General features: G+C 63.1%; 23 protein-coding genes and 1 pseudogene. 10 read left to right on the top strand and 14 right to left on the bottom strand.

Going from position 1 to position 21,558, the window contains the following annotated elements:
- Positions 1-8: 8 nt before the first annotated feature.
- From H2O14_RS06655 to H2O14_RS06665, 3 genes are all read right to left on the bottom strand, one after another.
- On the bottom strand, positions 9-731 hold the full coding sequence (locus tag H2O14_RS06655) for a sulfotransferase family 2 domain-containing protein (RefSeq protein WP_182827017.1): 723 nt from the start codon (positions 729-731) through the stop codon (positions 9-11).
- Between the two features lie 105 nt (positions 732-836).
- Entirely contained in the window at positions 837-2,036 is a 1,200-nt protein-coding gene (locus H2O14_RS06660) for a M10 family metallopeptidase C-terminal domain-containing protein (protein ID WP_182827018.1), read from the bottom strand.
- Positions 1,936-2,955: a S8 family serine peptidase gene (locus H2O14_RS06665; RefSeq protein ID WP_182827019.1), complete on the bottom strand. Its 1,020-nt coding sequence runs from the start codon at positions 2,953-2,955 to the stop codon at positions 1,936-1,938. Before H2O14_RS06665 ends, H2O14_RS06660 begins: the two co-directional genes overlap by 101 nt.
- A 197-nt stretch (positions 2,956-3,152) precedes the next feature.
- Between H2O14_RS06665 and H2O14_RS06670 the strand changes: the two genes are divergently transcribed.
- Together H2O14_RS06670 and H2O14_RS06675 are read left to right on the top strand one after the other, a co-directional pair.
- Positions 3,153-4,604, top strand: a complete 1,452-nt coding sequence (locus tag H2O14_RS06670; RefSeq protein WP_182827020.1) for a DUF6880 family protein — start codon at positions 3,153-3,155, stop codon at positions 4,602-4,604.
- Between the two features lie 248 nt (positions 4,605-4,852).
- Positions 4,853-5,317: a hypothetical protein gene (locus H2O14_RS06675; protein WP_182827021.1), complete on the top strand. Its 465-nt coding sequence runs from the start codon at positions 4,853-4,855 to the stop codon at positions 5,315-5,317.
- A gap of 210 nt (positions 5,318-5,527) precedes the next feature.
- On the opposite strand, the gene cysN is transcribed toward H2O14_RS06675, so the two are convergent.
- The 3 genes from cysN to H2O14_RS06690 all read right to left on the bottom strand — a co-directional run bounded on the left by cysN (position 5,528) and on the right by H2O14_RS06690 (position 8,910).
- Entirely contained in the window at positions 5,528-7,003 is a 1,476-nt protein-coding gene (gene cysN / locus H2O14_RS06680) for a sulfate adenylyltransferase subunit CysN (protein ID WP_182827022.1), read from the bottom strand.
- A 1-nt stretch (position 7,004) separates the two neighbouring features.
- The gene (gene cysD, locus H2O14_RS06685; protein ID WP_182827023.1) at positions 7,005-7,955 is read right to left on the bottom strand and encodes a sulfate adenylyltransferase subunit CysD; all 951 of its coding nucleotides are present in this window, start codon (positions 7,953-7,955) and stop codon (positions 7,005-7,007) included.
- Between the two features lie 205 nt (positions 7,956-8,160).
- The gene (locus H2O14_RS06690; protein WP_182827024.1) at positions 8,161-8,910 is read right to left on the bottom strand and encodes a phosphoadenylyl-sulfate reductase; all 750 of its coding nucleotides are present in this window, start codon (positions 8,908-8,910) and stop codon (positions 8,161-8,163) included.
- 407 nt (positions 8,911-9,317) lie between these two features.
- Between H2O14_RS06690 and H2O14_RS06695 the strand changes: the two genes are divergently transcribed.
- The 4 genes from H2O14_RS06695 to H2O14_RS06710 all read left to right on the top strand — a co-directional run bounded on the left by H2O14_RS06695 (position 9,318) and on the right by H2O14_RS06710 (position 13,401).
- Entirely contained in the window at positions 9,318-10,361 is a 1,044-nt protein-coding gene (locus H2O14_RS06695) for a sulfate ABC transporter substrate-binding protein (RefSeq protein WP_281409978.1), read from the top strand.
- Positions 10,362-10,629: 268 nt separating this feature from the next.
- Entirely contained in the window at positions 10,630-11,484 is an 855-nt protein-coding gene (gene cysT / locus H2O14_RS06700; RefSeq protein ID WP_182827025.1) for a sulfate ABC transporter permease subunit CysT, read from the top strand.
- Positions 11,477-12,355 (top strand): sulfate ABC transporter permease subunit CysW, encoded by an 879-nt coding sequence (gene cysW / locus H2O14_RS06705; RefSeq protein ID WP_182827026.1) that lies wholly within the window; start codon positions 11,477-11,479, stop codon positions 12,353-12,355. The genes cysT and cysW overlap by 8 nt, the downstream gene beginning before the upstream one ends.
- A gap of 11 nt (positions 12,356-12,366) precedes the next feature.
- Positions 12,367-13,401: a sulfate/molybdate ABC transporter ATP-binding protein gene (locus H2O14_RS06710; RefSeq protein WP_182827027.1), complete on the top strand. Its 1,035-nt coding sequence runs from the start codon at positions 12,367-12,369 to the stop codon at positions 13,399-13,401.
- A gap of 30 nt (positions 13,402-13,431) precedes the next feature.
- Here the strand turns inward: H2O14_RS06710 and H2O14_RS29325 are convergent, their stop codons facing one another.
- A complete protein-coding gene (locus H2O14_RS29325; protein ID WP_409526905.1) occupies positions 13,432-13,767 on the bottom strand; it encodes a type II toxin-antitoxin system RelE/ParE family toxin in 336 nt (111 codons plus the stop codon).
- Entirely contained in the window at positions 13,718-13,957 is a 240-nt protein-coding gene (locus H2O14_RS06720; RefSeq protein ID WP_182827029.1) for a hypothetical protein, read from the bottom strand. The genes H2O14_RS29325 and H2O14_RS06720 overlap by 50 nt, the downstream gene beginning before the upstream one ends.
- Positions 13,958-14,208: 251 nt before the next feature.
- On the opposite strand from H2O14_RS06720, the gene H2O14_RS06725 reads away from it, so the two are divergent.
- The 3 genes from H2O14_RS06725 to H2O14_RS06735 all read left to right on the top strand — a co-directional run bounded on the left by H2O14_RS06725 (position 14,209) and on the right by H2O14_RS06735 (position 15,117).
- Positions 14,209-14,418 carry a cold-shock protein gene (locus H2O14_RS06725; protein ID WP_182827030.1) on the top strand — a complete coding sequence of 70 codons (210 nt, stop codon included), beginning with the start codon at positions 14,209-14,211 and terminating at the stop codon, positions 14,416-14,418.
- Between the two features lie 169 nt (positions 14,419-14,587).
- On the top strand, positions 14,588-14,827 hold the full coding sequence (rpsU, locus tag H2O14_RS06730; RefSeq protein ID WP_137157718.1) for a 30S ribosomal protein S21: 240 nt from the start codon (positions 14,588-14,590) through the stop codon (positions 14,825-14,827).
- Between the two features lie 83 nt (positions 14,828-14,910).
- Entirely contained in the window at positions 14,911-15,117 is a 207-nt protein-coding gene (locus H2O14_RS06735; RefSeq protein ID WP_182827031.1) for a hypothetical protein, read from the top strand.
- A 70-nt stretch (positions 15,118-15,187) separates the two neighbouring features.
- Here the strand turns inward: H2O14_RS06735 and H2O14_RS06740 are convergent.
- The 5 genes and pseudogenes from H2O14_RS06740 to H2O14_RS06760 all read right to left on the bottom strand — a co-directional run bounded on the left by H2O14_RS06740 (position 15,188) and on the right by H2O14_RS06760 (position 19,703).
- Positions 15,188-15,627: pseudogene (locus H2O14_RS06740) on the bottom strand (type II toxin-antitoxin system VapC family toxin).
- Complete coding sequence (locus H2O14_RS06745) at positions 15,624-15,902, bottom strand: prevent-host-death protein (RefSeq protein ID WP_182827032.1); 279 nt, start codon at positions 15,900-15,902, stop codon at positions 15,624-15,626. Before H2O14_RS06745 ends, H2O14_RS06740 begins: the two are co-directional and overlap by 4 nt.
- A 138-nt stretch (positions 15,903-16,040) precedes the next feature.
- Entirely contained in the window at positions 16,041-18,035 is a 1,995-nt protein-coding gene (locus H2O14_RS06750; protein ID WP_182827033.1) for a primary-amine oxidase, read from the bottom strand.
- Positions 18,036-18,111: 76 nt separating this feature from the next.
- The gene (locus H2O14_RS06755; RefSeq protein WP_182827034.1) at positions 18,112-18,264 is read right to left on the bottom strand and encodes a hypothetical protein; all 153 of its coding nucleotides are present in this window, start codon (positions 18,262-18,264) and stop codon (positions 18,112-18,114) included.
- A complete protein-coding gene (locus H2O14_RS06760; RefSeq protein WP_182827035.1) occupies positions 18,261-19,703 on the bottom strand; it encodes an APC family permease in 1,443 nt (480 codons plus the stop codon). Before H2O14_RS06760 ends, H2O14_RS06755 begins: the two co-directional genes overlap by 4 nt.
- Positions 19,704-19,824: 121 nt before the next feature.
- Between H2O14_RS06760 and H2O14_RS06765 the strand changes: the two genes are divergently transcribed.
- Positions 19,825-20,838: an AraC family transcriptional regulator gene (locus H2O14_RS06765; RefSeq protein WP_182827036.1), complete on the top strand. Its 1,014-nt coding sequence runs from the start codon at positions 19,825-19,827 to the stop codon at positions 20,836-20,838.
- On the opposite strand, the gene H2O14_RS06770 is transcribed toward H2O14_RS06765, so the two are convergent.
- Positions 20,839-21,558 carry a hypothetical protein gene (locus H2O14_RS06770; RefSeq protein WP_182827037.1) on the bottom strand — a complete coding sequence of 240 codons (720 nt, stop codon included), beginning with the start codon at positions 21,556-21,558 and terminating at the stop codon, positions 20,839-20,841.

A 21,558-nucleotide genomic window follows, 5' to 3' on the forward strand; every position in this document is an offset into this window, starting at 1 on the left:
GGGCCGCCTCACAAGCTGTAGCCGAACTTCTCGATTTCCCAGGCGTTCATGTCGCGGATCATCGCATCGGCCTTGGGGTGGGCCTTGAAGATGTTCTGGGTGGTCAGCGCGCGGTTGCGGGTCGAGCCCTTGGCGTGAATCTCGGTCATCGTGTCCCACAGGCCTGTCAGCCCAGGCTTCTGCGCTTCGAGGCGGCGCATGTCTTCTTCGAAATGTTCGTAGCGGATGTAGAAATCCACCACGTCGCGGTCGCCGATCATATAGTTGCGATAGTTGGAGGCGATATAGGCCCGCTTTTCGACCAGGAAATCGGTGAAGCCGGAGATGTCGGGATTGTCGGTCTTCTTGTTGCTTTTCCAGAAGAACATCGACACGGCGCGGTCCCAGGGGTTTCTCACCACCGAGAGCTTGGTGTAGTCGTTCCAGATCTTCGCCCCCAGCCGGCGGCGGGCGAGGCTCGCGGGGATATGGTTGTAATATTTGAGCGGCAGCCAGTATTTGCCGAGCCTCGGCTCCTCGTTCATCTGTTTGACGAAGAGTTTGGCCCAGCCGAAATTGAAATTGCAGGGGCCCTGAAAGCCGTGGCGGGCGCGGATCGCCTCGTCGGCGCGGGAGACGGGGGTGATGATGTCGTCGCCGTCGCAATATTTCGACAGGGCGATTTCCAGCGAGGTGCCGGCGACCTTGCGGGCCTTCAGGAAAATCAGTTTGTGCGCATGCGATACGATCATGGTCCGGGCCCGTCTCATCGGCGCGGGCCCTCGCCCGCATGGACCGGTTGTGTAAGCAGACGCCGGGCCAAAGGCAAGGCCCCGGACGCCTGCGCCATGCCGGTTTCAGAGCGCGAAATCGCCGGCCGTCAGCGTGTGCAGCCCGGCGAGCGCGATCTGGAAATCGGCCTTGCCGTCGCCGTCGATATCGCCTTCGACCAGCGTCAGGTCGTTGGCCTTGCCGGATTTGTCCACCTTGACCATATGCAATTCGCCGGCGCGGTCGTGAAAATCCTGCGCCTTAATGAAGCGGAAGGCGTCATTGCCGGCGCCTGTCCGGGCGTCGATCGACTTGAGGTCTATCAGATCGGCGCCGGTGAAATCGGCGATCACGTCCCGGTTCTTGCCGACCACGGAATCGGATTTGGCCAGGAAGATGAAGCGGTCCGAGCCGGCTCCGCCGTCGAGCGCATCGCGCCCGGCCCCGCCGGTCAGCAGATCGGCGCCGCGCGCGCCGTCCAGCGCATTGGCGGCTTTCGAACCGGTCAACCGGTCGGCGCCGTCGCCGCCCAAAATGTCCTCTATGCCCTTGATGGTGACCGCGACCCCGTCGATGCGGCCCTTGCCCGTGGCGAGGTTGAGGGTCGACGCGGAGGATACGGCCGCGGCGTTGAGCAGATCGACGCCGCCATCCTTGTCGGCGAGCGCCTTGGAATGGTTGGCGACGAATTCTGAAAATTCGTTGGTGTAGTAATAGGTGTCGTTCTTTCCGGCGCGGGCGCCGAACAGGTTCACGACCACATCGGACACCGTTACGGCGTCGCCGAACCCGTCATCGACAAGCGTGACGCTCCAATCGCCCCGGCTCGACACGCCGCGAAACCCCTGGGCGTGGAAGGTGAAGCTGCCATTGACCGCATCGCCATAACCCGCATCGGCGATCAGTTCCTGCCTCTGGCCGTCGGGTCCGGTCAGATAGCAGCGGAAATCCTGGTCGAAAATCGCAGAGAGACCTATGGTGACCGTCACCCGCTCCACCTGAACGCCGGCGGCGAAGGTGGCGGTCATGGACGTTCCAGCCAGATCGCCGTCCGGCAGGTCAATCGATGAATCGAGCAGATCCACCGACGTGGAGACCTGGTTGGCGCTGGTGGATCGGGCGCTCCAGCTCTCGGCCAGCCTCACGGCGGCCAACGCGTCGACCAAGCCGTAGCCATAGTCGAGACTATAATGCATGCCGCCGCCGTTCCAGTTCGTCGCGCCATTCCAGCCCCAGCCGGTGCGTTCCGAAACCGGTGACGGCGCCGCCGACCTCGGAGCCGACATGGCGGGCGCTGATGGCGAGAATGGTCTGGATGTCGCGCCAGCCCAGATCGGCATTGGCGTCTTCCATCAGCGCAACCACGCCCGACACCATCGGGGCGGCGGCGGAGGTGCCGTTGAAGGTCATGGTGTAGTCGCCATCGGCGCCGGCGTCGGTGTCGTAGCCCTCGGCGCCGCTGCGATCGGTGGTCACCACCTCGCCGTCGAAACCCGAACCGAAGGCGGCGACGAGAATGGGGGCGCCGTAACTCGAATACTCCGAGACCGTCCCATTGCGATTGACGGCGGCGACGATGATCTGGCGGGTATCGTTGTCGGACTGATTGTGATTGACGTCGATCTTGTCCACCCGATCATTGCCGGCGGACTTCACGAGCGCAATGCCGAGACCGCCCCGGCCATTGACGACCGCATCTTCCAGGGCGGCATGGATGAGCGCCACATTCGACGCGCCGTCATAGGAGTCGTAATCTCCGGCGCCGCCGAAGCTCATATTGACGACGCCGACGCCCTGGTCCACCGCGTCTCCCAGCGCCGCGACGAGCTGCTCCCGCCATTTGTCGGCGGTGACATCATAACCGATCCGGGCGCCGATCATGGTCGCGCCATAGGCGACGCCGACGACGCCGACGCCGTTGTTGGCGGCGCCGATGAGGCCCATCACCGCCGTGCCATGCTTGTCCAAGGACAAGGCTGGCGCAGCGTCGTCGTCCAGATCGGCATAGTCGCGGTCCGCCGCCGCATCATAATTGGCGGCAAGATCCTCGTGGTCATGATCGAATCCGTCGTCGATCACCATGACCTTGACGCCGGCGCCGGTATAGGCGTTCCAGACGGCCAGCACGTTGAGGTCGAACTCGCCGGCCGCGGAGTTCTTCAAATGCCATTGATCAGAAAACAGAGTGTCCGCAGGCGTCGTCATGGCGCGCTCCCCTCATGTACGAGTCCCCTAAAATAAGCAGAACACGATACACGCGAAGCGGCAAGTGGCCGGACTATCCCAAATCTGGGCGGGTTTTGGAGGACAATGGCGCCTTCGGGCCGATGGAGACGTCCGGCGCTCTTGTCGATCGCGCGATTTCACTGTCAAAAAGGTCTTAAAAAGAGGAGCTGACGATCATGGCGCGCGCGACAACCCTGACCATCGAGAGCCTGAAAGACCTGGGCCTCGACAAACTCGCCGCATTGGCGCTCGACCAATGCGGCCGCGACGCCGCCTTCAAGAAGCTGGTCAAGGCCGCGCTCGCCGGCGCCAAGGGTCCCGAGGCCGTGGCCAAGCTGATCGACAAGCGGCTGGACGGGCTGGCGCGCGCCAAGAGTTTCGTCGATTGGAACAAGGAGCGGGCGTTTCGCGACGACCTCCAAGTGATCATCGACACGATCATGAGCGAACTCGCGCCCGCATCCCCGCCCCTCGCACTCGATCGCATCCTGCGCTTCGTCGGCACGCATATCGGCGTGTTCAATCGCATCGACGACAGCGGCGGCCGCATCCAGGCGGTCTATCATCAGGCGATCGAACAGATCGGACTTCTCGCGCCGCAACTCGGCGCGGAAGACCTGGAACGCCTGCCGGAACGGATGCATGCGGCGCTGATCGACAGCGAGCACGGCTATCTGATCGACGCGGCGCAGGTCGCTCTGCCGAATCTGCCGGACAACGTGCTCAAGCGCTGGGACAAGACGCTCACGCCGCTCGCCGAGCCCAAGGCGAAGAAATCCGGGCGCGACGGCTTCGATTTCGATCCGGTCGAACATCAGGCTTCCGAAATCCGCCAGCTGATCGCGCTGAAACTCGGCGATGTCGACACGCTGATCGCCATCGAGGAGAGCCTGCCCGAACACCGGCAGGAGCCGCTTGCGGTGGCCGAACTGCTGTTGTCGGCCGGTCGCGCCGCAGAAGCGCTGGTCTGGGCGCGCAAAAATCCGAAAGGCGGCCTGAAAGTGATGCGCATGGCCGATATGGCCGATGGCGGCATGGCCTTCGCCTTCGACGCGGGACGGCGCGGGGAGTTGGAGGCGCGCATCCTCGACGCGCTCGGCGACGAGGAGGCGGCGCAGGCGCTGCGCTGGAAGCAATTCGAGACGACGCTCGATCCGGGGGCGCTCGGCGCCTATATCGCCGCGCTCGGCGATTTCGAGGAATTCGAGGCGCTCGACCGCGCCTTCGCCCATGTCATGTCGGTCAAGCAGATTTATCGGGCGCTGCAATTCCTCGCCGCCTGGCCGCGGCTGGATCTCGCCGCCGCGCTGGTGGAGCGCGAGGCGACACAATGGGATGGGGCCCATTGGGAGATCCTGTCCGACGTGGCCGAGACGCTGGAGAACGACCATCCGCTGGCCGCGACCATCCTCTACCGGGCGCTTCTCGACGACATTCTGGGCCGGGCGCGCTCGAGCGCCTATGGGCACGGGGCCCGGCACCTGGCGCAGTTGGGCGTTCTGGCCAACCGGCTGGACGACGAGGCCCTGTCTCGTCTCGGGATCGAAACCCACACCGCCTATGTCCTAGGGCTACAAAAGGCGCATGGCCGCAAAAACGGATTCTGGGGCAAGGTGGGGAACCGGTAAGCGCACAGGGGGCAGAGGCCTCTTGCGCTTTTCGTCACTCTCAACCCGACATCTCGATGGAATGATGGCTTGGTGATCAACCACAACAGGAGCGATGTTCACAGAGACGCCATGCCACAAGGCGCTTTCCATCGAGTAGTTTTTTTGAAATCTTTGTTTTTAATCGAGGCTCCTCAGCAATCGAGCGCCGAAATTTGCCCATTCCAAACAGTCATCCTGCGATCATTGTCGATTTTCACAGATACGACATGTCGCATCTCAATTCATTTTTAGCAGCAATCCCCGGCAAGGGTGCAAACAGAGCAGTCGATCTGTGGCTGACCGTCGTCTTTTCGAACCATGTCTATACGGAACGCGCCCAACACGGAGAGGCCCATCACGTCCTAGACCACAACAATGCGAAGCGAAAGTTCAATGTGCAACGTTATCAGATGTCGTTGACGCTCGGAGAGAGGCTGAAAGCCAAGATTGCCGCCAACGAGTTGACATTCATGTCGCGAAGCTTCGGCGGAATAGACAATCTGATTCTGATCGAAATGTCAGATGGAAGCACCTGGACCATCGTCTACTGCCTATTGCCGGAAGACGACGGGATGATCCGCATGGAAGTGCTCTCCGCACACCCAAAAATCATTGATCAGCGCAAAATTTCACGCAAGCCGCTCAGCTATTTTACGCGTCAGTGCATTTTTGAAAAAAGACGCGTTCCCTAAAAAGACTGAGGCCCGGCATTGCGCCGAGCCTCGTATAAACTTGTCCATTACCGTGGATTACGAGACCAGGACATTCGCCCGGGTTGACATGACAGCGACCTCGAAAGTCAGCCTGCCTGACGAACAATGTAGTGCTTTCATGGCAGAAAATCAACGTGGCGAAAAGGCGATCACGCGGGCGCCTCTTCACCGATTTCCTAAAATGAAACCTTATTCCTCCACCCCGTCGATGGCCTTGCGGGCCTGGGCGGCGGTGAGACGGCGGATTTCGACTTCGTCGCGGCGGGCGGCGAAGAGTTCGCCCGTGAGAAGCTGGTCGGCGAGATCGGCCGGAAGCGAGACGAGCACGCGGGCGTCGTCGCCATGGATCGCTGAGACTTCGCTGCGGCGGGCCGTGATCATGCCGCCGGCCACCGTGTTGTTGGTGTCGGGATCGATCAGGATGAAGGCGCCGGTCGAGCGGTTCTGCTCATAGGCGTCGAACACCGCCTGTTCGTCGAAGGCGAGATGCACGCGGCCGATGGCGTTCATGTCGAGGCTCTCGGCTGGCGCCCATTTGCCGGACTTTAGATCCAGCTTGGAGATCGGCTCGACCTGCACGCGCTGGCGTCGCGAGCCGGATTTCAGCCAGTAGCGCTTGCCGGGCTGGATGCCGCCGGGCTGCAGCGCCACGAGCTGGGCGTCGAAGGCGAGACCGATCATCGGCTGGGCGTCGTAGGAGGCGATGAGGTCGCCGCGGGCGATGTCGACCTGACGGTCGAGCACCAGCGTGACCGCGTCGCCGGCGACCGCCGCGTTGCGCACGAGATCGAAGGTGACGATCTTTGAGACGTTGGCGATCATGCCCGAGGGCAGGATGACGATGGAATCGCCGGGCTTCACCGCGCCGCCCGAGACCGTGCCCTGATAACCGCGGAAGCTTTCGCCCGGACGCGACACGCGCTGCACGCTCATGCGGAAGCCGGTGGCCTGGGCCGAACGGACCGGGGCCTTTTCCAGTGCTTCGACGATGGTCGGGCCTTCATACCACGGCATGGAGGCGCGGCCGTCATAGACGACGTTTTCGCCCTTGAGCGCCGAGAGCGGAATGGCGGTGACCTGGCGGACGCCGAGCGACAAAGCTAGTTCCTTGAAGTCGTGGCTGATCTTGTCGAAGATCGCCTTGTCGTAGCCGACGAGGTCGATTTTGTTGACCGCCAGCACGAACTGGCGAATGCCCATCAGGGTCGCGATGGTGGCGTGGCGGCGGGTCTGCTCGAGCAGGCCGGCGCGGGCGTCAACCAGGAGCACGGCGAGATCGGCGGTCGAGGCGCCGGTGGCCATGTTGCGGGTGTATTGCTCATGGCCGGGCGTGTCGGCGACGATGAAGGAACGGCGGTCGGTGGCGAAATAGCGATAGGCGACATCGATGGTGATGCCCTGTTCGCGTTCCGCCTGCAGACCATCGAGCAGCAGGGCGAAATCGGGCAGGCCGAGATCGTTCTGCTTGCCCGAGTCGCGGTTGAGCGCTGCGGCCTGGTCTTCCTTAACGGCCTTGGTGTCCCAGAGAAGACGGCCGATCAAGGTCGATTTGCCGTCGTCGACGGAGCCGCAGGTGATGAGGCGCAGCGGACGGGAATCACGCGTGATCGCATGGCTGTCGGCGTTGAGGAGCGCCTGTTCGGCGAGATTGGAGGGAGCGGTCATCTCAGAAATATCCTTCGCGCTTCTTCTTTTCCATCGAGCCGGCCTGGTCGCGGTCGATGGCGCGGCCCTGGCGTTCGGAGACGGTGGCGATTTCAAGTTCGGCGATCACCTCGTCGAGAGTGGAGGCCGTGGAGCGGATGCCGCCGGTCAGCGGCCAGCAGCCGAGCGTGCGGAAACGGACCAAGCCTTCCTGCACCTGTTCGCCGGGAAGCGCTTCGAAACGCGGATCTTCGGCCCACATCAGCATGCCGTCGCGCTCGACAAATTTGCGGCTCTTGGCGAAATAGAGCGGCGGCAATTCGATGTTTTCGGCCTGGATGTAGCGCCAGATGTCGACTTCGGTCCAGTTGGACAGCGGGAAGGCGCGGACGCTTTCGCCCTGGCGGATCATGCCGTTATAGATGTTCCACAGTTCCGGGCGCTGGTTGCGCGGATCCCATTTATGGTCGGGCGTGCGGAAGGAATAGATGCGTTCCTTGGCGCGGGACGCCTCTTCGTCGCGGCGCGCGCCGCCGAAAGCCGCGTCATATTTGCCGGCGTCGAGCGCTTGGCGCAGCGCTTCCGTCTTCATCACGTCGGTATGATAGGCCGAGCCATGGCTGAACGGGCCGATTCCTTCGGAGGCGCCGCGCGGATTGGTGTGGACGACCATGTCGAGATCGAATTTTTGCGCCGTGGCGTCGCGGAAGGCGATCATCTCGGGAAACTTCCAGCCGGTGTCGATGTGCAACAGCGGAAAGGGCACGCGACCGGGATAGAAGGCCTTGCGGGCGAGATGCAGCAGGACGGATGAATCCTTGCCGATCGAATAGAGCATGACCGGCTTTTCAAATTCGCCGGCCACTTCGCGGAAAATATGGATGGCTTCGTTTTCCAGCGCCTTCAGATGCGGATCGAGCGGCTGGCGCGCCGGCGCATCCTTGGCGTGGGCGTCGAATTCGGAAATGTGCATTTGTCTACCTTTTCCCGGTATCGGGGTTGTTGTCGGCGGGCTTGTGGAGAGGGCTGAGACCACCCCTCATCCGGCTGCCGCCACCTTCTCCCCGCTTGCGGGGAGAAGGGCGAGGGAGCGAAGGCCTTGCCTCAAGCCCCTTCTCCCCGCCTGCGGGGAGAAGGTCCCGGCAGGGGGATGAGGGGCATGCCGCAACGCCCGATGATCAGAGTTCGCTCGAATTGAGCGAGGGGAGCGCGGCTTCCGGCACATGCAGGCCGCATTCGCGCTTTTCGTCGTTCTCCCACCACCAGCGGCCGGCGCGTTCGGATTCGCCCGGCTTGATGGCGCGGGTGCAGGGTTCGCAGCCGATCGAGGGATAGCCGCGAGAATGGAGAGGATTGATCGGCACGGCCTCGTCGGCCACGAGACAGTTGATGCGGTCGAGATCCCAGTCGGCCAGCGGGTTGACCTTGAGCAGGTTGCGCTCGGCGTCATATTCGACGAAGGGCGTGTCGGCGCGGTTGCCGGACTGGCCGCGACGCAGGCCGGTGACCCAGACCGACGCGCCCGTCAGCGCGCGGGCGAGCGGCTTGACCTTGCGGACGCCGCAGCAGGCGTGGCGGGCCTCGACGCTGTCGTAGAAGCCGTTCATGCCGTATTGGGAGACGAAGGCGTCGACATCTTCCTTGAGCGGGAAATAGCGGTTGATGGTCATGCCGTAGCGCGCTTCCGTCTCGGCGATCAGCGCCACCGTTTCCGGGAAGAGACGACCGGTCTCGAGCGTGGCGACATCGATGTCGAAGCGGTTCTGGCCGATGACATGGGTGATGACCTGATCCTCGATGCCGAGCGACGTCGTGAAGACGACCCGTCCGCCGAGGCTGGCGGCGAGCGCCAGACGCTCCGCCAGATCGAGGCCGGCCATTTTGTCGTTGAGCGACTGCGCTTCCTGGGAGAGATTCATGATGGTCATGTCTTTGGTCCTGAATTCCGATGCCGGGATAATCGCAGTTTGGGCCGCCAATAGACAGAAATGCGTTTCCCTCAGGTCCCGAGGCGGGAGCAAATATCTCTGCGATTCCGTGCTTTCGGCGAAAAAGCTGGCGGACGCGCGAGGCCTGCCCTTCTTCGTCTCGCGCTGCGCGACCGCGAGTCCAAACCGGCGCTCCGAGAGCGATCGGGCGGCAGATGCGGAGAATATTATTCCTCGTGCGCCGGCTTTTCCCGGCTCTGCGTTTCAGCAAACGCCGTTCTCACACGTATCCTGAAACAAAATTCCGTGCAAACCGCGTGAGATTTTGCTTTCTCCATGAAAGTGAATTGACATAATATACCAATTTAATAGGGTTTATGCATTCTGTCGATCAGGAGGACGAACGCATGATCACCGCACTCACCCGCCGCCATTTCGCATCCCGGGCCGTGGCGCTCGCCATGGGCCTCGCGCTCACTGCCGGCGGCGTCGCGCCCGCCTTGGCCGATACGCAACTGCTCAATGTCAGCTATGATCCAACCCGCGAATTCTACAAGGAATTCGACGAGGTCTTCGCCGCGCACTGGAAGAAGGAAACCGGCGAGGATGTGTCGGTCAAGCAGTCGCATGGCGGCTCCGGCAAGCAGGCCCGCGCGGTCATCGACGGTCTCGAAGCCGATGTGGTGACACTGGCGCTCGAAGGCGACATCGACGCGATCGCATCCAAGACCGGCAAGATCCCGGCCGACTGGAAGACGCGGCTGCCCAACGACTCCGCTCCCTATACTTCGACCATCGTCTTCCTTGTCCGCGAGGGCAATCCCAAAGGCATCAAGGACTGGGGCGATCTGGTGAAGGGCGACGTGCAGATCGTGACCCCGAACCCGAAGACCTCGGGCGGCGCGCGCTGGAACTATCTCGCCGCCTGGGCCTGGGCCAACAAGGAATTCGGCGGCGACGAAGCCAAGGTGAAGGCCTATATCGCAGACCTCTACAAGCGGGCCCCGGTGCTCGACACCGGCGCGCGCGGCGCGCTCACCTCGTTTGCCCAGCGCGGCATCGGCGACGTGCTGATCGCCTGGGAAAACGAAGCCTATCTCTCGCTCGACGAATTCAAGGGTGAAGGCTTCGAAATCGTGACGCCGAGCCTATCGATCCTCGCCCAGCCGCCGGTGGCGGTGGTCGACGGCAATGTCGACGCCAAGGGCCCCCGCAAGGCGGCCGAAGCCTATCTCGCCTATCTCTACACCCAGGAAGGCCAGACGCTCGCCGCCAAGCATCACTATCGTCCGTTCAAGCCCGAACTTGCGCCCGCCGATCTCGTGGCGAAGTTTCCCAAGCTGGAACTGGTGAAGATCGATGATCCGCTGTTCGGCGGCTGGAAGAAGGCGCAGCCGACCCATTTCGGCGACGGCGGCGTGTTCGACCAGATCTACAAGCCGGCAAACTGAGGTCTTTGATTACAGAGGGTGTTGTTACCCCCTCTGCCCTGCCGGGCATCTCCCCTCGAGGGGGAGATTGGATGGGGGCGACGCCTTCCCCCAATCTCGACGTCGATTGCTGGGCTAACGTCTGGCCGCCTGCCGATCTCCCCCCTTGAGGGGAGATGTCCGGCAGGACAGAGGGGGTGGCCACGGGCTGCAACCCTCTCTCTCATAACAAAAAACAATCTTCGGAGACGGGCAAAGCCTGCTCCTGCCTCACACAACGGGGAAGTCCATGTCCAACCAACCACTGACCGAGAGGATCGGTTTCAGGCGGCACAGCGTCATACCGGGCTTCGGGCTCAGTTTCGGCGTCACTGTCGCCTGGCTCGCGCTGATCATTCTCATTCCGCTCGCCGGTCTCGTGCTGCGCTCCGCCGCGATCGGCGTCGACGGCTATCTGGCGCTTCTCGCCGACGGCCGCACGCTGGCGGCGCTCAAGACCTCCTTCGGCTCGGCTTTCATCGCCGCGCTGATCAACGTGATCTTCGGCATTCCGATCGCCTGGGCCCTGGCGCGCTATCGCTTTCCGGGCAAGCGCGTGGTCGACGCCATCGTCGACCTGCCTTTTGCATTGCCGACGGCGGTGGCCGGCATTTCGCTGGCCGCGCTCTACGCCAAGAACGGCTGGATCGGGCAGTTCTTCGAACCCTTCGGCATCAAGATCGCCTTCGGCCCCGCCGGCATCGTGGTGGCGTTGATCTTCATCGGCCTGCCTTTCGTGGTGCGCACGCTGCAGCCCGTCATCGAAGAGATCGACCGTGAGGTCGAGGAAGCCGCCGCCACGCTCGGCGCCAGCCGCTTCCAGGCGATCCGCCTGGTGATCCTGCCGTCGCTGACGCCGGCGATCCTCACCGGTTTCGCGCTCGCCTTCGCGCGGGCGGCGGGCGAATATGGTTCGGTGATCTTCATCGCCGGCAATATTCCTTTCGTCTCGGAAATCGCGCCCTTGCTCATCACCATCAAGCTCGAGGAATTCGACTATGCCGGCGCGACAGCGATCGCGACCGTGATGCTGGCGGTGTCCTTCCTGATGCTGTTCGCCATCAACCTCTTGCAGGCCTGGACGCGGAGATACGCCAATGTCTGACGCTCTCCCCTCTTCCAAGACCCGCGCATGGCGCTCGCCGGCCAGCGAAAGCCTGGGCGCGAAGATCGGCGTCATGAGCATGGCCGCCGTCTATCTCGGCCTGATCATCGTGCTGCCGCTGGTCGCCGTGCTGACCGAAGCCTTCCGCAACGGCTTCGAGACTTATACGGACGCGCTCAGCGACCCCGACGCGATGGCCGCCATAAGGCTGACGTTGCTGGTCGCGGCGATCGCCGTGCCGCTCAACCTCGTCTTCGGCGTGGCCGCCTCCTGGGCGATCGCCAAGTTCGAATTCAAGGGCAAGGCTTTTCTCATCACGCTGATCGACCTGCCGTTTTCGGTGTCGCCGGTCATTTCGGGTCTGGTCTATGTGCTGCTGTTCGGCTCGAGCAGCGTGCTCGGCCCCTGGCTGAAGGAGAACGGCGTGGAAGTGCTGTTCGCCGTGCCCGGCATCGTGCTCGCCACCATCTTCGTGACCTTCCCCTTCGTCGCCCGCGAACTGATCCCGCTGATGCAGGAACAGGGCACGTCGGAAGAGGAAGCCGCCATCACGCTCGGCGCAAACGGCTGGCAGACCTTCTTCCGGGTCACGCTGCCCAATATCAAATGGGGCCTGCTCTATGGCGTGCTGCTCTGCAACGCCCGCGCCATGGGCGAATTCGGGGCTGTGTCGGTCGTCTCGGGTCATATCCGCGGCGTCACCACCACCATGCCGCTGCATGTCGAGATTCTCTATAACGAGTATAATCTCGCCGGCGCCTTCGCCGTGGCCTCGCTTCTCGCCCTTCTCGCCCTCTTCACCCTCGTCGTCCGCACCGTGCTCGAAATCTGGTTTTCGCACGGCATCGCCGGCGGCAACGGCTCGCATTAAGGTTCACCCCCATGGAAATCCGCATCAAGAACATCCGCAAGGAATTCGACCGTTTCCCGGCGCTGCACGACGTGTCGCTCGACATCCGCTCGGGCGAGCTGATCGCGCTGCTCGGCCCCTCGGGCTCCGGCAAGACCACTCTGCTCCGCCTGGTCGCGGGTCTCGAACAGGCCACCACCGGCCGCATCTTCTTCGGCCAGGAAGACGCCTCCTGGAAGCCGGTGCAGGAACGCAATGTCGGCTTCGTCTTCCAGCATTACGCCCTGTTCCGCCACATGACGATTCTCGACAACATCGCCTTCGGCCTGACCGTCCGGCCAAAGGCCACGCGCCCGCCCAAGCAGGAGATCCGTCGGCGCGCGCTCGAACTGATCGACATGGTGCAGCTGACCGGGCTCGAGAAGCGCTATCCCAACCAGCTGTCGGGCGGACAACGTCAGCGCGTGGCGCTGGCCCGCGCCATGGCCATCGAGCCGCGCGTGCTGCTGCTCGACGAGCCCTTCGGCGCCCTCGACGCCAAGGTGCGCAAGGAGCTGCGCAAATGGCTGCGCGACTTCCACGACCGCACCGGCCACACCACCATCTTCGTGACCCACGACCAGGAAGAAGCGCTGGAACTGGCCGACCGCGTGGTGGTGATGAGCCAGGGCGCGATCGAGCAGATCGGCTCCTCCGACGACGTCTATGACCGGCCGAACTCGCCCTTCGTGTTCTCCTTCATCGGCGACAGCGTGGAACTGCCGGTGACCGGCGCCAACGGCCGGACGCTCTACAACGGCGCGCCCGTGGGAATCGCCTCGACGACGGACGGCCCCGGCCGGCTGTTCTTCCGTCCCGCCGACGCCGAACTCGTCTCCGAAGGCGCGGGCGTGACCGGAACCGTGACCGGTCTCCGCCGCCTGGCCGGCACGCGCATCATCGAACTCAATGTCGGGACCAAGGCCGAGCCGCGGCTGATCGAGATCGAAGTTCCCCTGGAAGCGCAGGTCGCCAAGGGACAGGCAGTGACGTTCAGGCCGTCGCGGTGGAAGGTGTTTGCGGGGTGACGCCGAGGATTTAGAGCGTATCTCAGCTTTTCAGGCCATTTTTGCGCAGCGTGCAGAACCGTGAGGATCTGCACGCTGTTTTCTGTTTGGCGCTAGGCGAGAATGTAAGGATAAGGCAGAACAATGAATTTCGCGCGCGCCGGCAATCCGTCCGGGCCTGCCCATTCGGGGATTAAGTGCGAGCATCGCAGCGCAGTCCCTGATTCTCGCTGTGACAGCGGTCGCGACGACGGGGTTGCTACGCCCGATGGCAGAATCAATATGTGTCAGCTTTTGTAATGCGCGCCGGGTCCGGGAAAGGCGCGCAGCGGCCATTTCAGGCCCCGGTTCTCGCTGCGCGGAGGAAGAACTCCTCCATTTCTGCATCCGTGGCGAAGTGGCCGGCCTCCGCCTCCGCTAGCCCTGCCTCGGTCTCAGCCCGATGGCTCTCATCGAGATCCACATAATGTACAACGGCGATTTCCACGAACCGGGAGGGACTCACGACCGCAGGCCGGGCGGCCCGCTCCAGCTTGGCCGCCGCCTCATCGGATACATCGAGAATTAGGCGGGTCACGTTTGTCGCCCTGATCGTCAGCAATATTCGCCGGGACACGGCTCGCGTCAACTCGCTCGACCGTCCTGCAACGCCTACGTTCGCAGCCTCCCCGGGGTTGATCTTGCCGCGCTTTCGGCTTATAAGCGCGCGATCGATACTTGCTTGCGACCTTTGGCCGAGACGACGCGCTCTTTCAGATTTCCTGTCAATTTCGATAGCCCATGCGACTCGCCGTATGGGAGAACCTGCGATTTGAAAGGAAAATCGTCATGAACACTGGTATCGTGAAGTTCTTCAACACCACCAAGGGCTTCGGCTTCATTGCTCCGGAAGAAGGCGGCGCCGACGTGTTCGTGCACATCTCCGCCGTCGAGCGTTCGGGCCTTTCGGGTCTGGTCGAGGGTCAGAAGGTGATGTTCGACATCGTCCGCGACCGTCGCTCCGGCAAGAACGCCGCCGACAACCTGCGCGCGGCCTGATTCTATCCCATGGCCGCCGGCCGGCTCACGCCGGCAACGATGCGACCGCGGTTTTTCGAGAGGTCGGGAACCACTCCCGGCCTTTTTACTTTTCCATGGATATGCGTCCGAGAGACCGATCCACAACCGGCGGCCCTCCAGGGCGCCCGCCAGACTTCAAGGAGTTCGAATGCAAGTTCTCGTCCGTGACAACAATGTCGACCAGGCGCTGCGCGTCCTGAAGAAGAAGATGCAGCGCGAAGGCCTGTTCCGCGAAGCAAAGAAGCATACGGCTTACGAAAAGCCGTCCGAAAAGCGCGCGCGCGAAAAGGCCGAAGGCATCCGCCGCCAGCGCAAGCTGCAGCGCAAGAAGCTGCAGCGCGAAGGCCTGCTGCCCGCGCCGAAGCGCGCCGTGCGCCCGTCGCGTTGATCTGAACGCGCTTTCTTTCTTCCGACCTTCGCCGCCGCGCGATCTCTCGCGCGGCAGCCCTGCTCCCCAAGAGGAGACCGCGTATGACCGCGACCAAAGACGCCTTCTTCAATCCGGCCAAGATGACCAGCCAGGAGAAGATCGCCCAGACCAACCAGACCGCCCGTCGCATCATCGACGAAGAAACCACCGCCCGCGAGAAGAAAACCGAGCGCCTGCGCCAAGCGCGCATGGAGCAGCGGGACGCGGAAGCGGTCGTGACTCCGGTGAAGAAGAAGGCGAAGAAGTAGGCATTGGGCTGCGATTTGCTTGCTTGGCGACAGCGCACAGTCGAGACCTGCGCGCTATATCAAAAGCTATTCATGCTTGGCCAGGATTGTCCCATGGGTCGAAGATCGCAGCGCCGGTAAATTCCACGTCTTTTTTGTTGCGCGTGACAAGGCGCAAATCGTTGTTGATCGCAGCGGCGGCGAGAAGAGTGTCTATGACGGGCGGGGGATGAGACGTCTTGCGCTTGATATCTCCTGAAAGCCGTCCCCACAGCAAAACATCAGCATCGCCAACAGAGAGAAGCCGCGTCGCAAATCGTTCGGCCAATGCGTTGCGGGCTGCGGAATATCGAGAGCGGTCCGGGGCGTCCTCCGCCAGATTGTATATGCCCTTGTCATATTCAGCCAACGTCAACACGCTGATATAGAGGTTTTTTCATCTTGCGCCCGCGCCCAGGCTTTGACGCTTGGCGCGCCGTTTGGGTTCATCAGAGATGAGACGACATTGGTGTCGAGTAGCCATCCCTTCACAAAACCAGATCCCGTTCCTTTTGCGCTTCTCGCTCCATCTCGAGACGATAGAGCGGCAAGGTTTCCATGAAGTTCAGGAAATCTTGTCCAGGCTGATCGGCCAGGAGGCGCTGGTATTCCTGAAGGCTGATCATGACGACAGTGCGGTCAGCATCGCCAGTGAGGAATTGCGGCCCCTCGGTTTGAACCCTCGCCAGGATCTCCCCTAGACGCTCTCCCGCGCTCTCGACGGTCCAAGCTGTCTTTTCTCGCTCTTTTTTCCTTTGCTGCTTCATTGGGCTCTCCCTACGAGACGCTGGATCATATCATAGCTCGACGCCCGTATATAGGGTTCGCGCGGCAGTCGTCCCAACAACCCGTATCAGAACGCGCGGGAGCCCCTCGCCCCGGCGCGTCACTCTCACTCTGCCCGCTCATTTCCCACCACAGCACCCGCTCTCCGGCTTCGGCGCGCAGCAGCTTTCGCTGGAATTGTCCCGGCTGTGGTCGTTCTTTTCAGCCGGCAGGTCCATGGCGATGTTGGAGGCGAAGAAGCCGTTGGGTTTCAGGGTGAAGCCGGCATATTCGACCGGCATGATCGGAAAATCCTCGGGCTTGCAGACATGGGTGTGGCCGAAGGAATGCCAGAGCACGATGTCGGCATTGTCGATGTCGCGATTCTGCTCGACATATTTCGGCAGGCCGTCGCCGCCGGCATGGACATTGGGGTAATCGCCGCTGGCGTATTTCTCCTTGGGATCATAGGCGGTGACCCAAATATGCTTCTTGGCGAAGCCGCCGCGCCGGGCGACGGTGGAGCCCGGCTGCGCCAGCATGACCGGCGACGGCATCACCACCAGCTTGTAGCCCGGCGCCTTGCCGACGGAATTCTTCACATTCGGGTTCTGGACCTTCCAGTAGCGGCCGGTCTCGCCATTGGCGTTCTGCGGGCTGTCGAGCTCGCGCTTCAGCGTGCGGCTCGTCGTGTCGAAGACATTGCCGTAAGGGTTATCCTCGCCCCAGGGACGCGGCAGGAATTCATGTTCGGTGACGGTGTTGCCGGAGCCGTCGATGTCCATATGCAGGCGGGCGTTGAAGAAATGCTGATGGGTCGGGCCGCCGAGATTGTCGTCGACCATGCCGCCCCAGCGATAGGTCTCGCCATCGGCGACCGCGGTGGTCTGGATGATGCCGGTGAGCTTGGCTTCCAGCTGGATCGTGCCGTCCTGATAGAGATACCAGTAGAAGCCGTAGTCGTAATTGCCGACGGTGGCGAAGAAGGAGATGACGAGGCGACGCGAGCGCCGGACTTCGAAAATGCCGTTGCGGAATTCGTAATGCTTCCAGAGGATGCCGAAATCCTCCTCATGCATGCAGATGGCGTTCTTCATCACGAAGGGCTGGCCGAGATCGTCGGCGGCGGGCACGTCGAAATAATGGATCTGGCCGAGACAGTCGCAGCCGAGCTCCAGGCAGTTGGCCAGACGCCCCAACCCGTATTCGCCGGCGTCGAAGGCGCTCTTCCAGAAATGGTTGGAGGAGGGATCGGCATAGGGCACGACCATTTCGGTGACGGAGGCGCGGAACATCACCTTGCGTTCCTTGCCGTTTTCAGACGCCGCCAGTTCATGCAGCACCAAGCCTTCGCGCGGGGTGAAGCCGACGCGGAACGTCCAGCCTTGCCAGCTGACCTTCCAGCCGTCGACGGTAAAGCTCGGCCCTTCCGGCTGGACGATGTGCAGCGGCTTGAGATCGGGACGCGTGACGGGAAAGGTCTCGCGGCCGTAATTGCGCTTCTTCCTGGGGACCGGCACGACCGTCTCGTCGTCGACCAGATCGAGCACCGTGTTGTTGATCAGATCGACCACCGCGACGACGCCGTCGATCGGATGGGCGTAGCCATTGTCGCGGATATCCTCGCGCCAATAGGACACGGCGCGGACGATGCGGGCGCCCTTTTCGAAATCAAGACCGAAATAGCCCGACGAGAAGGGATCGACCTGGACGAGCGGGATATCCTCATCGGTCAGGCCGCGTTTCTTGACGGCGGCGACCCAGCGCGGATCGGCCTTCACCGTGGCCTCGATGGTTTCGAATTCGCACAGCATCACCGGCGGCTGGCCGTAAGGCGCGCTGTCGAGCGGCAGGCGGATATGGGAGGCGACGGTTTTTGCGGTGAGATCGACGATGCTCTCATGCGTTTCGCCAGTGGTGATATCCATCGACAGGATGAAAGCCAGGCGCGGCAGGGGCTCGCCGGCGCGATAGGCGGCGAGACCGGCTTTATCGGGTTCTTCCAGCCGAACGATCGGGAAACGGATGGTCTCGGCCAGCGCCTTCTCGTCCTTGAGGATGGCGACGGCCTCGGCGATTTCGTCGAGACTGAGCAGATCGAGCGGATGGGTGGTTTGGGCGGCGACAGCGTCCATGGCGGTGTTCCTTGGTGATCCGAAAGAGTGGTCCCGCAGGCTATGGCCGCCCACGGGACAGGGAGAAGGCTGAGCGTCAGCCGGGGCAGATCTGGTCGATCATCGCCTCGCCATGGATGCAGAGGATCGAGCAGACGGCATGAGCTTCGGCGGCGACGGCCAGCAGGAGGGCGAGGATGAGCCCGACGAGCAGCCGGTCGGCGATGGGCAGTTTTGCGAGCGCGGTCATTCGAAAGCCTTTCCGAGCGTGGCGTAGAGGTCGGGACGGCTGGATTTGATCCTGAGGGCGAAACCGGCGCCGGCAAGACCGACAAGGACGATGACATAGGGAAACGCCTTGACGATCAGGCTTTCGCTGCCGGACAGCAGCGACAGATTGGCGATGACCAGGCCGAGCGCGCCGAGAAGACCGACCAGCGCTGCGATGGGCGCGACGGTGGTTGTCCAGACGCTGTGGCGCGAGGGCGTCTTGCGGAAGAACATCACGATCGCCACGCAGACCAGCGCCTGCACCGCGAGAATGCCGATGACCGCCAGCGCCGACATCCAGGAAAACACCACCGCATAGGGATCGGCGCCGCCGAGCACGAACAGCGCGAGGATCAGCGCCGCCGTGGCCGATTGCAGCCAGCCGGCCACATGCGGCGAGCCATGCTTGGCATGCGCCTTGCCGAGCGCCTTATGCGCCAGGCCTTCGCGGCCCAGCGCGTAGAAATAGCGGTTCAGCGTGTTGTGGAAGGACAGCATGCAGGCGAACAGGCTGGTGATGAGCAGCACATTCATGACCTGGCTCGACCAGGCTCCGAGAATGGCGTCGGAGGCGGCGAAATAGAAGGTCTCGAGGCCGGCGCCGGCGACCGCCTGCACCTTGGTCGGGCCGTAGAACTGCACGATGGCCCAGGTGGAGAAGGCGTAGAACAGCGTGATCAGCAGCACGGCGACGTAAGTGGCGCGCGGAATGGTCTTTTCCGGGTTTTCCGCCTCCTCGCCGAAAATGGCGGTGGCTTCGAAGCCGATGAAGGAGCCGACCACGAAGACCAGGGCGACGCCGAGGCCGGGGGCGAAGACGGTGGCCGGCGCAAAGGAGGTCATGGTGAAGCCTTCCGGCCCGCCGCCGGTGAAGAGAATGCCGAGATCGAGCAGCAGCAGGATGACGATTTCGGCGACCATGCAGACGCCCAGAATGGCGCCGGAAAAGGCGATGTTGCGCTGGCCGCAGACATGCACGACGACCAACGCGGCGAAGGACCAGGCCCACCAGGGCAGATCGGCGCCGAGACCGGCCATGGCGCCGGCCATGAACACGCCGAACAGGCCATAGACCGCCACTTGCACCGCCGTATAGGTGACCAGCGCCATCAGCGCGCCGCCGACGCCGGCGGGCTTGCCGACGCCCTGGCTGATATAGGTGTAGAAGGCCCCGGCCCCGCCCACATGGCGGCTCATGGCGGTGAAGCCGACCGAGAAGACGAGATAGAGCAGGCCGGCGAGCACGAAGGCGCCGGGCACGCCTGCGCCATTGCCGAAGGCGAAGGCGGCGGGCGAGGCGCCGACCACGGCCGTGAGCGGCGCAGCGGCCGCGACGACGAAGAACACGATATGAGCGAGACCGACGGAATTCTTCGCCAACCGGTCTGGGATCACGGGCATGCTGGCTTCCAAAGTCATGACAACCCCTCTTTTGCTTGATTTATATCAAGAGGGTAGGCGCGGCGTTTTGGCGCGGAAATTGCAAGTTCCGCCAATGAATCGATAATTCGCGCCAGCACCCGCTGCGGAGAGCGTCAAAATGGCAGCTGCACCCGATTTCATCACCCGCATGCCCGCGATTGCTTCAATTCGCGCCTCGGTGCTGATGCCGCTGGTGCAGGAAATCGACAAAAGATCGGGAAAGACCGATCTTCTGCTCGCCTCGCACGGAATTTTGCGGGGTCAGCTGAGCGATCCCTATGCGGTGGCGCCGATGGCGCGCTATATCGCGCTGTTCGAAGAGGCCGCCTCGATCCTCAGTGATCCCCATCTCGGCGCGCGGCTGGGCGCGGCCTCCAAGCCCGCCGATATCGGCCCGATGGGCGTGCTGTTTTCACTCTCGCCGAGCATCAAGACAGGCTTTCGGCGCATGGCGAAATTCGTCAACGCCGTGCAGGGCGCGACGCAATCCGGCCTGTTCGAGGATGGCGAAACCTATGTCTGGAGCTATCGGCTGACCGAGCCCGCGATGTGGCCGCGCCGGCAGGACAGCGAATATTCGATCGCGGCGACGGTGGAGCTCGCCCGCTCCTCCTTCCATCGCGGCTGGAGTCCGCTGGAGGTGCATTTCGAACATTCCGCGCCGCGCGACGTCGCCCCTCTCGAACGTATCTTCCGGGCGCCCTTGCGTTTCGGCCAGACCAGCAACCGCATCCTGATGACGCGCGAGGCGGCCGACAAGATCCACCGCGCCGAAGACGCCGGCCTGACCGCCATGCTGGAGCGGCACATCGCCGATATCGTCGGCGACACCGATCATGAGCCCACCTTGACCGAAAAAGTGTCGGCGCTGATCGGCATCTATCTCGGACACAGGCCGCTCTCGGCCTCGGCGCTGGCGACGGAGCTCGGAATGTCGTCGCGCACCCTGCAACGGCGTCTGGCCGAACAGGGTCTTTCGCTGCGCGGAATGGTGCGGGAGCATCGCCGGCGGCTGATGGAGCAGAAACTCACGGAGCATATGCCGAAAGCGCGCATCGCCGAGGCGCTGGGCTATGCCGACGGCACGGTGTTCTGGCGGGCGGCGAAGACCTGGAAAGCAGGCGACGCCTGATCAGGCGGCGAGCGGCTGGCCGATCGGCGTCCTGCGGCTGACGAGGATGAAGCTCAGGCAGGCGAGAAACATGGCCAGCGCCACGGCCGTCGGCATCAACCCGCTCTCGGGCGGCGCCACCCAGGGCGTGAGCGCCGCCTGCAGATCGACGACGGCGCGGGCGAAGGACGCGGAGCCGGTGACCATCATCACATAGGCCGGCAGGCTGGCGGAGGTGGCGATGGTGAAGGAGAAGGAATAGGAGGCGACGAAGCCGGCGACATAGGCGACGAGCCTCAGCCCCGGCTCGGCGGCGCGGCGAAAGAGCTCGACCGGAAAACACAGAAAGCCCACGAGCGCCGCCAGATACAATGTCTCGATGGGCAGCGCGGCCAGAACCTTTTCGAGCGGAATGCGCGCGAACCAGAGATTGCCGACCGAGGCCAGAAACTCCGCGCTCGCCCCGAACCAGACGAACAACGCCAGCCCCCAGAGCGGGCTCATGCGCAGGTAATGGATGCGCAACACGCTGGCCGCCAGCAGAACGGCTGCGGCGGCGAAGAGCCCATAGGGCCTGACCACGGCATTGAGCCGCGCCTCGACATCGCCGCAGCCGCCCACTGCCGCCGCGCAGCCCGAAAGCCGGAAGAACAGCCAGGAGGCGTAATAGAGATAGAAGGAGAAAAACACCCAGGCCCCGACGGCGAGCGCCGCCCATCTGAGAAAACGTCCGGCAAACAT

It is taken from the genome of Rhizobium sp. G21, from assembly GCF_014158035.1.
Classification (GTDB): Bacteria; Pseudomonadota; Alphaproteobacteria; order Rhizobiales; family Rhizobiaceae; genus Rhizobium_E.

Excerpts from the sequence above, each read along its gene's own strand:
- H2O14_RS06655 (WP_182827017.1), bottom strand. The coding sequence starts at position 731 with ATGATCGTATCGCATGCGCACAAACTGATTTTCCTGAAGGCCCGCAAG.
- H2O14_RS06660 (WP_182827018.1), bottom strand. The coding sequence starts at position 2,036 with ATGTCGGCTCCGAGGTCGGCGGCGCCGTCACCGGTTTCGGAACGCACC.
- H2O14_RS06665 (WP_182827019.1), bottom strand. The coding sequence starts at position 2,955 with ATGACGACGCCTGCGGACACTCTGTTTTCTGATCAATGGCATTTGAAG.
- H2O14_RS06670 (WP_182827020.1), top strand. The coding sequence starts at position 3,153 with ATGGCGCGCGCGACAACCCTGACCATCGAGAGCCTGAAAGACCTGGGC.
- H2O14_RS06675 (WP_182827021.1), top strand. The coding sequence starts at position 4,853 with ATGTCGCATCTCAATTCATTTTTAGCAGCAATCCCCGGCAAGGGTGCA.
- cysN (WP_182827022.1), bottom strand. The coding sequence starts at position 7,003 with ATGACCGCTCCCTCCAATCTCGCCGAACAGGCGCTCCTCAACGCCGAC.
- cysD (WP_182827023.1), bottom strand. The coding sequence starts at position 7,955 with ATGCACATTTCCGAATTCGACGCCCACGCCAAGGATGCGCCGGCGCGC.
- H2O14_RS06690 (WP_182827024.1), bottom strand. The coding sequence starts at position 8,910 with ATGACCATCATGAATCTCTCCCAGGAAGCGCAGTCGCTCAACGACAAA.
- H2O14_RS06695 (WP_281409978.1), top strand. The coding sequence starts at position 9,318 with ATGATCACCGCACTCACCCGCCGCCATTTCGCATCCCGGGCCGTGGCG.
- cysT (WP_182827025.1), top strand. The coding sequence starts at position 10,630 with ATGTCCAACCAACCACTGACCGAGAGGATCGGTTTCAGGCGGCACAGC.
- cysW (WP_182827026.1), top strand. The coding sequence starts at position 11,477 with ATGTCTGACGCTCTCCCCTCTTCCAAGACCCGCGCATGGCGCTCGCCG.
- H2O14_RS06710 (WP_182827027.1), top strand. The coding sequence starts at position 12,367 with ATGGAAATCCGCATCAAGAACATCCGCAAGGAATTCGACCGTTTCCCG.
- H2O14_RS29325 (WP_409526905.1), bottom strand. The coding sequence starts at position 13,767 with ATGCAGAAATGGAGGAGTTCTTCCTCCGCGCAGCGAGAACCGGGGCCT.
- H2O14_RS06725 (WP_182827030.1), top strand. The coding sequence starts at position 14,209 with ATGAACACTGGTATCGTGAAGTTCTTCAACACCACCAAGGGCTTCGGC.
- rpsU (WP_137157718.1), top strand. The coding sequence starts at position 14,588 with ATGCAAGTTCTCGTCCGTGACAACAATGTCGACCAGGCGCTGCGCGTC.
- H2O14_RS06735 (WP_182827031.1), top strand. The coding sequence starts at position 14,911 with ATGACCGCGACCAAAGACGCCTTCTTCAATCCGGCCAAGATGACCAGC.
- H2O14_RS06745 (WP_182827032.1), bottom strand. The coding sequence starts at position 15,902 with ATGAAGCAGCAAAGGAAAAAAGAGCGAGAAAAGACAGCTTGGACCGTC.
- H2O14_RS06750 (WP_182827033.1), bottom strand. The coding sequence starts at position 18,035 with ATGGACGCTGTCGCCGCCCAAACCACCCATCCGCTCGATCTGCTCAGT.
- H2O14_RS06755 (WP_182827034.1), bottom strand. The coding sequence starts at position 18,264 with ATGACCGCGCTCGCAAAACTGCCCATCGCCGACCGGCTGCTCGTCGGG.
- H2O14_RS06760 (WP_182827035.1), bottom strand. The coding sequence starts at position 19,703 with ATGACTTTGGAAGCCAGCATGCCCGTGATCCCAGACCGGTTGGCGAAG.
- H2O14_RS06765 (WP_182827036.1), top strand. The coding sequence starts at position 19,825 with ATGGCAGCTGCACCCGATTTCATCACCCGCATGCCCGCGATTGCTTCA.
- H2O14_RS06770 (WP_182827037.1), bottom strand. The coding sequence starts at position 21,558 with ATGTTTGCCGGACGTTTTCTCAGATGGGCGGCGCTCGCCGTCGGGGCC.